The sequence below is a fragment of the Enterovibrio coralii genome (assembly GCF_001559595.1).
GTDB lineage: Bacteria > Pseudomonadota > Gammaproteobacteria > Enterobacterales > Vibrionaceae > Enterovibrio > Enterovibrio coralii.
Map to the genome: position 1 here is coordinate 134,122 of NZ_LNTY01000025.1, position 12,656 is coordinate 146,777.

Annotated in this window: 9 protein-coding genes; 2 read left to right on the forward strand and 7 right to left on the reverse strand. The window is 50.2% G+C overall.

The features are described 5' to 3' along the window. Positions 1–141 precede the first annotated feature (141 nt). Together ATN88_RS07725 and ATN88_RS07730 are read left to right on the forward strand one after the other, a co-directional pair. Complete coding sequence (locus ATN88_RS07725; protein WP_067413733.1) at positions 142–1,758, forward strand: alpha-amylase family glycosyl hydrolase; 1,617 nt, start codon at positions 142–144, stop codon at positions 1,756–1,758. Between the two features lie 120 nt (positions 1,759–1,878). Next, entirely contained in the window at positions 1,879–3,417 is a 1,539-nt protein-coding gene (locus ATN88_RS07730) for a glutamate synthase-related protein (protein WP_067413736.1), read from the forward strand. A 78-nt stretch (positions 3,418–3,495) separates the two neighbouring features. Here the strand turns inward: ATN88_RS07730 and ATN88_RS07735 are convergent, their stop codons facing one another. The 7 genes from ATN88_RS07735 to ATN88_RS07765 all read right to left on the reverse strand — a co-directional run bounded on the left by ATN88_RS07735 (position 3,496) and on the right by ATN88_RS07765 (position 12,114). Next, the gene (locus tag ATN88_RS07735; protein ID WP_067413741.1) at positions 3,496–4,626 is read right to left on the reverse strand and encodes an ABC transporter ATP-binding protein; all 1,131 of its coding nucleotides are present in this window, start codon (positions 4,624–4,626) and stop codon (positions 3,496–3,498) included. Positions 4,627–4,635: 9 nt separating this feature from the next. Then, positions 4,636–6,267: an alpha-glucosidase gene (locus ATN88_RS07740; RefSeq protein ID WP_067414094.1), complete on the reverse strand. Its 1,632-nt coding sequence runs from the start codon at positions 6,265–6,267 to the stop codon at positions 4,636–4,638. 8 nt (positions 6,268–6,275) lie between these two features. Next, complete coding sequence (locus ATN88_RS07745; RefSeq protein ID WP_067413745.1) at positions 6,276–7,106, reverse strand: carbohydrate ABC transporter permease; 831 nt, start codon at positions 7,104–7,106, stop codon at positions 6,276–6,278. Position 7,107: 1 nt separating this feature from the next. Further along, entirely contained in the window at positions 7,108–8,028 is a 921-nt protein-coding gene (locus ATN88_RS07750) for a carbohydrate ABC transporter permease (RefSeq protein WP_067413748.1), read from the reverse strand. Between the two features lie 60 nt (positions 8,029–8,088). After that, positions 8,089–9,351 (reverse strand): ABC transporter substrate-binding protein, encoded by a 1,263-nt coding sequence (locus ATN88_RS07755; RefSeq protein WP_067413751.1) that lies wholly within the window; start codon positions 9,349–9,351, stop codon positions 8,089–8,091. Between the two features lie 38 nt (positions 9,352–9,389). Further along, on the reverse strand, positions 9,390–9,731 hold the full coding sequence (locus ATN88_RS07760; RefSeq protein WP_067413754.1) for a glyoxalase superfamily protein: 342 nt from the start codon (positions 9,729–9,731) through the stop codon (positions 9,390–9,392). A 400-nt stretch (positions 9,732–10,131) separates the two neighbouring features. Continuing rightward, complete coding sequence (locus ATN88_RS07765) at positions 10,132–12,114, reverse strand: replication initiator protein RctB domain-containing protein (RefSeq protein ID WP_067413757.1); 1,983 nt, start codon at positions 12,112–12,114, stop codon at positions 10,132–10,134. Positions 12,115–12,656 lie beyond the last annotated feature (542 nt).

Sequence of the window (12,656 nt, forward strand, 5' to 3'; positions counted from 1 at the left end):
CTTCATATGGTTATTATGCTCAACCTAACGGTTTACAGTGTAAAAGTCGTCGCAAATTCATACTCGAGAACGTGTGAACTCAACTAGGATGAAAGTTAAACCACTAACAGCCTCTAACTGATTGGAAAAGATAGTAAAAGCATGACACATCCCACTCTGCCTGTTCTCTACTATGTCTACGTTCGGAGCTTTTACGACAGCAACGGCGATGGGATTGGTGATATCAATGGCATACGAGAGAAGCTGGATTACTTTGCTTGGTTGGGTGTCGACGGCATTCTTCTCTCCCCTATTTTCGACTCGCCCTTAAGTGATTTTGGTTATGACATTACCAACTTGAGAGGGATCAACCCTGAATACGGCACGCTCGAACAGTTCCGCCTCCTCATCAAAGAAGCCAGCGAAAAGGGCATTGACGTATACATGGATGTGGTTGCAAACCATACCTCAAGCCAGCATCCTTGGTTTAAAGAAAGCAGCAGCAACTCGGACAACGCGAAAAAAGATTGGTATGTATGGGCACCAGCACGGTCAGACGGCACACCGCCAAACAACTGGCTGACCATCTTTGGTGAGTCGGCGTGGCGCTGGCACCCCACGCGCGGAGAGTACTATTTACATAACACGCTGAGTAATCAGCCCGACCTGAATTATCGTCATCCTGACGTCATTCGCGAGCTGCTCGGCAGTGTGCGATTTTGGTTTGAGACTGGCGTGAAAGGGCTACGGCTCGATTCGGTAAACTTGTTTCTGCATGACGATAAACTCAGAAATAACCCGCCCAAACATCTTGGCTGGCAAGATCCCGCGCGCGCTGACCCTTATAAGTATCAAAGCCAGCGCTACAACATTAGCCGCCCTGAAAACATCCATTTGCTCAAACAACTTCGGGTTATCGCCGACGGCTATGACGAAAAGAAATGGTTGCTGGGTTCGTTAAGCGATCCATCGCCCTACCCGATTATCGATCGCTACACCAGCGAAGGTGATGCACTGGATGCCGCAAATGTGTTTGAATCGCTCAGCCTTTGTCAGGATTTTCAACAGGTCGGCGAGCAGCTCCAGCAATTTTACGGTGCCGTGCATCCAGGACAAGCTTGTTGGAGCACAGGCAATCATGACATTGCGCGTGTTGCTTCACGTTGGCAAGACGCCAATGCGCACCCACAAGCAGCAAAATTGTTACTGTTGCTTTTGGCGGTGTTGCCCGGTGCCATTTCGATTTATCAAGGAGAAGAGTTAGGGCTGCCAGAAGCCAACGTCCCGGCGGACAAGCGTCGTGACTTTTTTGGCAAACAAGTCATTGCCAATTACATTGGTCGCGACGGTTGCCGTACACCAATACCTTGGGCGGCCAACGCACCTCATTTGGGATTCAGCAATGGCGAGAGCTGGCTGCCGCCAGATCCCAATCACGCACCATACTCAGTGGATGAGCAGACACACCAAGAAGATTCTGTACTTACATTTACCCGCGCATTGCTTCAATGGCGAAAGACACTGGCCGTGCTGCAAAAGGGCAGTTGCCGTGTACTTGCTTACAATCAAGCCTTGATCGTGCTTGAACGCCATTTCAAAGAGCATACGATGATTATTGCGCTCAATGGCTCACCGCAAGATGCAACCATACGTCTTAATTTGCCCTCGCCCGCACAGACCTTTGCCATACCGCACATGGCTCACAACGAAGACATCATTCAACACGCCCTGCAGCTTTCTCCTTGGCAAGCTTGGGTAGGTTTTATGTCGAATGGCTAATGTTAGCAATGCCTCATAAATGTTAGAAAATACTTTCAAACTCCTTGCCATACTGAAAGAGCCGATGCACTGACGGAGACACGTCAGGCGTTACTTCAATGTCGTGGAAAGGAGCAAACAATGACAGATCCTGTTGTGGCTGGAAATCAGCCAATTAAGGTGACACTTGAAAAGGACAAAGAATATTATTACTGCCGTTGTGGACGGTCCAAATCGCAACCCTACTGTGATGGCTCTCATGCCGGCACTTCGTTTACCCCAATGGCATACAAAGCAGATAAAGACGGCGAAGCGTGGTTTTGCGCCTGTAAACATACCGGAAATGCCCCCTTCTGTGATGGCACCCATGCCCGATACACAGCAGAAGATATAGGGAAAGAAAAACCCGAAGTGCAACGCTCAGACAGCGCACCTGAGGCCAAAGCAACCAAGGAAGAGCCGCACGTCGAGCTTATCCACCAGCTTGCCAAAGATGGGTTGAGTAAATTTGGTCACCACGGCCCTATGACGTCGATGGGCGTGCCGCGTTACAAGCTGCCGGAATGGGAACAAATCCAAATCATGGTGGCACAAATGGCCACCAAGCCCCTGCTTGATGATGCGCCTGTTGGTACTGAACTTGTCATCGGTCCGAATGCCAAAAAGCCACTGACCTTGTCTACCCCCTTGTTTGTCTCTGACATGAGCTTTGGTGCCTTGTCTGAAGAGGCCAAGGTTGCACTTGCCAAGGGCGCAGAAAAAGCAGGAACAGGTATTTGCTCGGGCGAAGGCGGTATGCTGCCGGAAGAGCACGAGGCCAATTGCCATTACTTCTATGAGCTTGCCAGTGCCAAATTTGGCTTTGAGCTATCCAAGGTGAAAGACGTTCAGGCGTTTCATTTCAAAGGTGGGCAAGGCGCCAAAACGGGCACAGGTGGACATTTGCCCGGCATTAAAAACCACGGCAAGATTTCTCAAGTTCGCGGTATTCCAGAAGGTAAAGATGCGATCTCACCTGCTACCTTTACTGATCTGAAAACGGCAGCGGATTTTGCTCAACTCGCCAACGAAGTGAGACAAGTCAGTGGTGGCATTCCCATTGGCTTCAAACTCAGTGCCAACCATATCGAAGCGGACATCGCCTTTGCACTTGATGCCGGTGCAGATTACATCATCCTCGATGGACGAGGTGGCGGCACAGGGGCGGCACCTGTGTTATTTCGAGACCACATCAGTGTGCCGACCATTCCTGCACTGGCGCGTGCACGTCACTTCTTGGATGCGCAAGGGGTTAACGACGTGACTCTGATTGTGACGGGCGGTCTGCGCGTACCCAGTGATTTCATTAAAGCGTTGGCTCTGGGGGCTGACGGTATCGCGCTTTCAAACAGTGCCATGCAAGCCATTGGTTGTGTCGGTGCCAGAATGTGTAATACCAACATGTGTCCATCTGGCATCGCCACCCAAGACCCTGAGTTGAGAAAACGACTGGATGTGGAAAAAGCGGCCGAGCGGCTTTATAACTTCTTTACCGCTTCCACGCATTTGATGCAGGTGATGGCGCGCGCTTGTGGCCACGACCATCTTTCTCAGTTCAACATTGATGACATTGCCACCTTCCACAAAGACATGGCAGAGCTGGCTGGGATCCCATACGCAGGCGTGGGTTCCCATAAGTAACCGACGTTGAGCATTGAGTGATAGAAGCACATCATTGAACGAAAAAAGGGGCTAAACAGCCCCTTTTGTTTGGTGCATTTAAGAGACCACCAGCGAGGGCGTCGTTTCTCCAACGACAGAACGCGGGAACGCTTTTCCATCGCGGTCGAACAGATGGCAGTAGTCGCTAGGAAATTCAATACAACGCTTGTCTCCTGCGCGAATCCCCGTCTGTCCTTCCACACGAATAACCACAGGATCGTTGCTTTGAGGCGTAGTGAAGTACATCAGACATTCATTGCCTAATTGCTCGACCACGCTGAGCTCCACACCGCCTTCTTGAATCGCATCTTTTTCACCAAAGCGAATATGCTCAGGACGAATGCCCACCACACATGGGTCGCCGACATTGGCCATGGTCGTGTTCGCTGATACGGAGATCTCTTGCCCACGGTGAATTTGCACCTTGGTTGTCACCGGCCCAGTTTCCACAATGTCTGCCGTCAGGAAGTTCATTTTTGGCGAACCAATGAAACCAGCTACAAAAGTGTTTGCTGGATGGTTATAAAGCTCAAGCGGGGATCCTACTTGCTCTACCCGGCCTTGATCCAACACCACGATCTTGGTCGCGAGTGTCATCGCTTCCACTTGATCATGGGTCACATAGATCATGGTCGCGCCCAAGCGTTCGTGCAGCCTTGCGATCTCCATGCGCATCTGCACGCGAAGCGATGCATCCAAATTCGATAACGGCTCATCAAACAAGAACACTTTCGGCTCTCGCACAATGGCACGACCAATGGCGACGCGTTGTCGCTGGCCACCAGACAATGCTCTGGGCTTGCGTTCTAAAAGCGGCTCTAGCTGCAATGCTTTCGCCACTTCCATTACTTTCTGCTCTACCGTTTTCTCTTCGGTTTTCGCCAACTTCAAGCCAAACGCCATGTTCTCGTAGACCGACATGTGCGGATACAATGCATACGATTGAAACACCATCCCAATACCGCGATCCGGCGGGGGAAGATCGTTGCATACTTCACCATCAATCAAGAGTTCACCACTGGTGATGTCCTCTAACCCTGCGATCAATCGAAGCAAGGTCGATTTGCCGCAACCAGACGGGCCAACAAACACCACAAAATCGCCTTTACCGATATTCAAATCCACGTCTTTGGTGACATGCACTTTGCCAAATCGCTTGTTTACTTTCTTTAAAATAACCTCAGCCATCATGCATCCTTACTGTTCTGAAGCCTTTGCAAACGCCGCCTGATAAGGCGGTAACGTCACAACATTGTCCTTGAGGTTGAATTCAAACCCGTGGCCCGTCACAGGCAACCAGGTGCCCGCAGGGAGGGAAATCGCCATTTCGGTGTCGGACAGATTGATTGCAACCAGTAATGTTTCTTCATCACTTCGACGAACAAAACGTAGCCCTTGCGCATTGGACATCACCTGATCGATATCGCCATCAATGAGTGCCGGGTGTTGCTTTCGCCACCTCAAGTAAGTTCGATAATGCGCCAGCATGCTGTCCGCCCCTTTCTCTTGCGCGTCAACCGCGAGCACGGCGTGATTGTCATTGACGGGCAGCCAAGGCTCTTGATGACTGAATCCGGCATGCAAGTCTCCAGAAATCCAAGGCATCGGCGTACGACAACCATCGCGTCCCTTATATTCAGGCCAAAATGGAATGCCATAAGGATCCTGAATTTTCTCAAACGGGATGTCAGCTTCCGGTAACCCAAGTTCCTCACCTTGATACAAACACACACTGCCACGCAACGAGGTTAAGAGCGCGAGTAACACTTTCCCGTACGCAAACGGGCTGGTTTCTGTCTCTCCCCAACGAGAGATACAGCGCACGACATCGTGGTTAGACAAGGCCCAGCAAGGCCAACCGTCACCTATCGCTTTCTCGATTTTTTCTATCACAGATTCGATGTACTCAGGTGAGCGATGTACGTTCAACAGATCGAAGGTGTAGGCCATGTGCAGTTTGTCATTGCCGCTGGTGTATTGCGCCATGATGGAGAGCGGATCATCATCACCAATCTCCCCGACCGTGGTGATCCCGTCATATTGATCGAGTAACGCGCGAAGCTTGACCAAAAAACCGAGGTTTTCTGGCTGGGAAATATCGAATTTATGCTTTTGCATCGAATACGGGTTCGTCCCCGGCACACCCAATGACTTACTGTCACCAGCCTGCAACGGCGGATTATCCCTAAGTAGTTTGTCGTGGACATAGAAATTCACCGTATCCAAACGGAACCCATCCACGCCCAAATCCAGCCAAAACTTGACCGTATCGAGGATGTTCTCAACGACCTCTGGGTTGTGGAAATTTAAGTCCGGCTGGCTGGTAAGGAAGTTGTGCAGGTAATACTGCTGCCTGCGACTTTCCCATTGCCAAGCACAACCGCCAAAAATCGACAACCAGTTGTTTGGCGGTGTGCCATCTGGCTTGGGATCGGCCCACACGTACCAGTCTGCTTTTGGGTTGTCACGACTGAATCGGCTTTGTTCAAACCAAGGGTGTTCATCCGAGGTGTGGCTGAGCACCTGATCGATCATGACTTTCAATCCAAGATCGTGCGCTACCTTGATCAGCGTTTCGAAATCCGCCAATGTGCCGAACAAAGGATCCACATCTCGATAGTCCGACACATCGTAGCCGAAGTCTTTCATGGGCGATTTAAAAAACGGCGATAACCACACCGCATCTACCCCTAACGCGGCGACATACGGTAATTGCTGGGTGATACCCGGCAGATCGCCAATACCATCGCCATTGGCATCGTAAAAACTGCGTGGGTAGATTTGGTAGATCACTGCCCCACGCCACCAAAGTGGTTCTTTGTTGTTCATGTCCTCGATCATCCCTTAACAGCTCCGGCGGTAAGACCGGACACAATGCGACGCTGAAACACCAACACCATGACAATCAAAGGAATTGTCACAATGACAGAAGCCGCCATGATGGTGCCCCAAGGCAACTCGTACTGACCCGCACCAGAAATCAGTGCTATCGCCACTGGCACAGTGCGCTGTTCATTGGTCAGGGTGAAGGTCAGGGCGAACAAAAACTCATTCCACGCCGCGATAAACGCCAACAACCCGGTTGTCACCAATGCCGGCCAAAGCAGCGGCATCAACACCTTAGTGATGATTTGCCACGGCGTGGCCCCGTCGACAATCGCTGCCTCTTCAAGCTCTAGCGGCAGTTGCTGCATGAAGGTCGTGAGTACCCATACCGTGAATGGCAAGGTGAAAATCATGTAAGCAAGTGCCAAACCCGGCATGGAGTTATAAAGTCCAAACGCACGGATAAGCTCAAACAAGCCAGAAAGTACGGCCACTTGTGGGAACATGGACACGCCCAGTATGGTCAGCAGCACAATGTTACGGCCTTTGAATCGGATGCGTCCCAAGGCATAAGACGCCGTGACACCAAGCAAAAGCGATATTCCCACCACCACGGTCGACACCAACACAGAGTTAAAAAGATTGCGTCCAAACGTGCCGCCCGAGAAGACTGATGCATAGTTGCTCCAATCAAACACGGACGGTAAATACTCGACTTCAAACAGCGCAGAGCCGGATTTGAACGAGGTCAAAATCGCGTAGTAAAACGGGAAAACGGAAAACAGGACGATCACGGTCACCAACAGGTAGAACCCTACACGCCAATACCATTTTTTCGACATGTTAAGCCCCCTCATTCATGTTTCTGCGCCCTATGTACAGGTAGGCGATGGTGCACAACGCCACGATCAGGAACAGCAGTGTGGACGCCGCTGAGCCATATCCAACATCCTGGAAATCAACCAGATTTTGTCTGGCGTAGACAGACATCGACATGGTGGCTTCGTTGGACGGTGTCAGCACATAGATAAGATCGAAAACCCTCAGCGCATCCAGTGCGCGGAACACCACGGCAACCATGATGGCCGGCATGATCAAGGGAAGCGTCACTTTGAAGAAGACTTTGACGGGATGAATACCGTCGATTTTCGCCGCTTCGTAACAGTCTGACGGCAACATTTGAAGCGCAGCCAGAATCAAAAGGGCCATGAATGGCGTGGTCTTCCAAACATCTACCGCGATGACCACGTTAAGGGAAAGATCTGAATCTGCCGTCCATGCAAGGGGGGCTGCGATCAAGCCAAGCGTCATCAAAAAATCATTGATGATCCCGAACTGATCATGAAGCATCCATCCCCACATTTTCGCCGACACGATCGTCGGAATCGCCCAAGGCACCAAAACAGCGGCACGCACCAGCCCCTGCCCTTTAAATTTGGTGTTAAGCACCAAAGCAACTATAACCCCGAAGATTGTCTCAAGACTCACCGAGACGATGGTGAAATACAGGGTATTCCAGACAGCTTGCCACCATGTTGGGTCGAACAAGATGCCGTAGTATTCGCCATCCTCAAAGATGAAGTAGTTATCAAACCCAATGAATTCTGCCACCCCACTGCCGTCGAGCGTTGCGTTGGTCATGCTGAACCAGAATGTACGCAGCAGTGGCCAGCCCGCTACCATGGCGAGCGTGATCAGCATAGGCGTCAGAAACCACCAGGCGGCGCGTACGCGCCTGCGCGTCAATGCACTGGTATGTTCCATATAATTTCCTTCTAAATGCAACAGTCAGGCGCACAGCGCGCCTGAGAGGGTGTTTTAGATTTACCAGCGGCCGCCGCGGCTAATGCGCTTGAGATCTTTGTTGAGCTTGGTCAACGCAGCATCGGCAGTCACATTGCCTGACAGCACGCTATGTGTTGCATTCCAGAAAGCATTAGAAACTTGGTTGTATTTGGCGCCCGTGGCCGTGGACGGTCTTGGTGTGCCATTGGCGAAGGTATTGTAAAGGCTGCCAAAGAAGGGGACGGCAGTGAGCACTTCCTCGTCTTCGTACAAAGATTCAATCGTCGGGTTGTAAGAGCCGACGATCGCTCGGCGTTTCTGCTCTTCCAGTGACGTCAGGTACATCACTAGGCTTGCGGCAACCTCAGGGTTTTCAGAGTATTTGGAAACGGCAAGCTGCCAGCCACCCAGTGTCCCCGCGTGGCTTCCATCTTCACCGCCTTTAGGCAGCGCGACCACGCCAATTTTGTCTTTCACGGGAGAGTCTTCACTGTTACCGAGCGACCAAGCGTACGGCCAGTTACGCATGAAGACGGCATTGCCGGTCTGGAATACGCCTCTCGCCTCCTCCTCGCCGTAGTTCAGCACGCCTGGTGGTGAAATGGTATTGATCCAGCCTGCAGCCGTGGTCAGTGCCTGCTTGGCATTGTCGTTATTGATGGTGATTTTGCCGTTCTCATCGACAATGGTACCGCCGTTGTAGGACGCCACCCACTCGAGTGCATCGCAGGTCAAGCCTTCATAGGCACGCCCTTGCCACACAAAGCCCCACATCTTGTCGTTACCAGCTTCTCGCTCAGCATCCATGATTTTTTGTGCGGCTTCTGTCAGTTGCTCCCATGTTTCCGGCGGTTGCTCATCGTATTTTTCCAGCAAATCTTTGCGGTAATACAAAACGCCCGCATCGGTAAACCATGGCATGGCCACCAAACGATCTTTTACCGTGTTGTTGGCAACGATCGACGGGAAATGTTGATCTTGTGCGCCATTGGAGTATTCGGCGAGATCGATGAAGTGATTCCCCAAGATCCCTGGCCAAATCACATCAATTTGGAATACGTCAATGTCTTTGGCACCCGCCGCCAGAAGCTGTTGGTACAGTGCCAAACGTTCTGTGGTGGAATTAGGGGTGGTGACAATTTTCGCCGTATGCCCGGTTTCTTTTTCCCACGCAGCCACACCTTCCTGACAAAGCTCTAGCTCCTGCCCTACCGCACCACATGAGATTGAAATGGTTTCGGCGTATACGTTTGCACTTAGCAAGGTTGAAGCGACAACCGCTCCGAAGATAGCACGTTTCATGGATCACTCCCTGTCGTGTCATCCCGGTCAATCTTCTGTCACCGCTCTCCCCAACACGACATAGGCACTTCAAGCTCATTGCTCTCTTTCTTGCCTCGTCCATAGGAGTATTGAACAGCGATAGAATAGGTATTTCTGCCGATCAGCCACCCAACAGGCACGGACGAATACATGGGCACTTCCAGTGCCACTTGTTGCTTATTCGCCACATCCTTGCTTAACAGACTGTGTTTTAGGGCATCTTCTGCGAACCGCAGTAACGTATGCCAATTGTCAAAGCCTTGCTCACGCGCAACCAACTCCAACGCCTGCATGTGAGAACACTGCTTTTGGCGTTTGAGGAGTTTTGCCTGATGTTTTAACGCTTTGATATCGAACATAGTTTGGTCTTGGTGTCACTTAGGTTTCGCATAACCGACAAAAAACGCATACGACGGCCCACTCGCTGCATACATCCCTTCCGGGTGACAACCAATTCGTTTGAGTTATGTAGAAGGTAGATATTGCAATGCTTTGCCAGCGTGGGCGGCGGGCCGATATCTGCGACCCAATTCCAACGCTAGCATTCAATTAACATACATGCAACATCAGCAATGGGGGTTTGACGGCGAGAGTGCAAATTAGAGACAAAAAAAACGAGCCAAAAGGCCCGTTGAAATGGTTAGCAAAAGTGCATCTGGGAGCCCGGATGCCAATAGGACAAAGGTATCTATTCGCCTTCAATCCTAGACCTCCCTGCCGACTCCCATGTCAGTGTTCTGTCAGCACTCGGTGAGAGTTTTATCCACCGGAAGCCACTTCATCCAGTACTTGCAGCACCGTTGAGTCTAAATGGCCATCATAAACTTGGCGGCACACTTTACGACGTACAGCCAGTCCAGAAATCAAGCGTTCGATAGACAAATGCTTCTCATCTTGATGGCCGTTGTAAAATTCAATGGTCTTGCTGAGCGTCTCATACGGCATGATCTCACCGTCTACGCGCAGCCAGTCCAGTTTGTCCATGTACGCCTGACACTCTTCCGTGATCGTGGCCGCAGGGTGGCCTGTCATCGCCGACAACGCCGTAATACTGCGTTGCAGTGCCTCTGGTGAGGTGTATTTGGACAAGGTGATGGTTAACTCGTCGGCATTGATTTCCACCAAATGCTTACGCTGCTTCACGCGACGCCCCAAACGGCCACCGCGCTTTTCTTTACGCTGAATAGGTTCGAACTCGCCGTCGATGATCTCGGAAAGCTGATCAAGGTCTTGCTTAGGCAAGATCTCATTGCGAAGCGGGTTTGGCATGGTCGGTGCCAAGGATCGTTTACCTTCGTTGTAAGTTTTCGCGCGCGAGTAGCGGATCACTTCATCAACATTACATTTGATGTCAATGCGATAGTCCGGGTGCTTCTTGTCATCGTCCATGCGATACACCGTCAGGTGATAACCATAGAGATTGACCGCGAATACGTCTTCCGCCTGCGTCTCTTTCTTCGCCATCTTGCGCAACTCACGCACCAGATCACTTGAAAAACGTCGCCATTCGATGTTTCTCGCCATTTTCTGGTTAAGATCGCTCAATGTTATCGAATCTTCAAGACGACGCGACATACGGCTCCTGAACAAGCTATACAGCTGGAAAACCAGCGTATGCTGACGCAGAATTTCTGGTGGGAACAGGAAAAAGTAATCGCGAGTCATCAGCTCTTCGAAAAATGAGGGCTCCCACACCATGATGTAAAGATTTGGCTTAATGCGGATCTCGCCATCTTCACCTTCTCTTGGCGCCTCTTCGGATGCCGTGATCGTGCGTGCAATGAAGCGGAAACGATCACTCTTAAAGCCTTCAGGCATGTTCTCACTTAGCCAGCGGCCTGTAAGTTCATGCAATTGGAAGTCGGTAAATTCGATACGATCGATACTTTCACGAATTGAATCCCTCGCAGGACCACTGTCCTTCTTCCCTCGAAGAGAGAGGATATCCGTGATGTAAACCGGCGTTTTGTTGCCGATCTTCTGTGTTTGCAGCTCATAGCTTGGCAAGTGATGATCATGGTATTGCACGGTTAAGGTGAACAAGGCAAACAGGGTCATCAGATCATCGACCGTCATGATCGACTTCGAAGATCGTGTTTCAATGATCGCCTTGGACCCACTGATCGCTACCATCGATTTCTGGTAACTTTTCTTGGTTCTTGGTGGCGCCAATGCCTGGTCAATGATCCCTGCCCAGCTGGTGGGTGAGATAAGGATTTGGTCCTTCTCATCCGGCATCATTGGTGGTGTACCTAGGCCATGTTCCGTCAGCAATTGCTTGTTAACATGGTTCTGTGCAAGTGCTTTAGAACGCTTTTGCTTCGCAATGACCTTAGTCTTTTCTGATTGCAAACCCGCGGCACCCAACACAGAGATCAACTGGCTTGGGTTGACGAATCGATGGAGCATCGTTTTGCCGGCCAGTCCTTCCTCAAATCGCACGCCTTGTTGAGTAAACAAACCAATTTGAACAGCAGCACGCAAACGTTGTTGGATTGCAGCGCGCGTTAAATGTCCATCAGTGGCTTCAACCAACTCTGTGGTAGAGACGAGACCGTCTTTTGATGCAAAGCCTCGCAAAGAAATGAGGTTCAGCAGTTCCAGAATACTTTTGGTTACGCCTCTGAAGTGCTCATACTGAGGCAACCAATCGACGAGTTGTCCGTGTACTTCAAAGAGGTGCCCATCTTTGTGAGATCGAGGGGCGGTGATCAGAATTTTTTCCGAAGGACTAGAGGCCATTCGCCACAGCTCCTTGTATGCATAAGTGTAATCAAAATACAAGAGGCCGTAATTGAGCCATCTTTCCGAAAAGATTAATCAAAAATGAAAAAGAAAGAAAGATCTTTTTTGTTGGCTCTTTTTAACTGATCTTTATGATTTATATAGATCTATATGATTACTTGATCTTATGATCTGGCTGTGGATTCCATCGTAACACATTGTTTTTAATAATGGTTTATTTTGCACGATCCGAAAGAATGATCATGATAACGCCAGAAGCATGATCATTAAGTCTTTGAAAGCATGATCATTAGAAGCCCGAAAACATGATCATCATCATTTCGAAAGCGTGATCATCAACACCACTAAAGCATGATCAAGGCTCTCACACACGTTATCCACAAGGCTTGGCATTGGCATATTGGATAACCGCCATTCTGACCGATTGAATGACACCAAAAACACCGGAAAAATGATCAGGGTTGTGTTGTTTGGAGCTGTTTTGGGCATAAATTGGTCAATATTCAAAAGTGGATTATCTTGATAATGCTGTTTTCGTC

Coding starts and splice junctions, on each gene's coding strand:
- ATN88_RS07755 (WP_067413751.1), bottom strand. CDS start 9,351: ATGAAACGTGCTATCTTCGGAGCGGTTGTCGCTTCAACCTTGCTAAGT.
- ATN88_RS07750 (WP_067413748.1), bottom strand. CDS start 8,028: ATGGAACATACCAGTGCATTGACGCGCAGGCGCGTACGCGCCGCCTGG.
- ATN88_RS07730 (WP_067413736.1), top strand. CDS start 1,879: ATGACAGATCCTGTTGTGGCTGGAAATCAGCCAATTAAGGTGACACTT.
- ATN88_RS07740 (WP_067414094.1), bottom strand. CDS start 6,267: ATGAACAACAAAGAACCACTTTGGTGGCGTGGGGCAGTGATCTACCAA.
- ATN88_RS07760 (WP_067413754.1), bottom strand. CDS start 9,731: ATGTTCGATATCAAAGCGTTAAAACATCAGGCAAAACTCCTCAAACGC.
- ATN88_RS07725 (WP_067413733.1), top strand. CDS start 142: ATGACACATCCCACTCTGCCTGTTCTCTACTATGTCTACGTTCGGAGC.
- ATN88_RS07745 (WP_067413745.1), bottom strand. CDS start 7,106: ATGTCGAAAAAATGGTATTGGCGTGTAGGGTTCTACCTGTTGGTGACC.
- ATN88_RS07765 (WP_067413757.1), bottom strand. CDS start 12,114: ATGGCCTCTAGTCCTTCGGAAAAAATTCTGATCACCGCCCCTCGATCT.
- ATN88_RS07735 (WP_067413741.1), bottom strand. CDS start 4,626: ATGGCTGAGGTTATTTTAAAGAAAGTAAACAAGCGATTTGGCAAAGTG.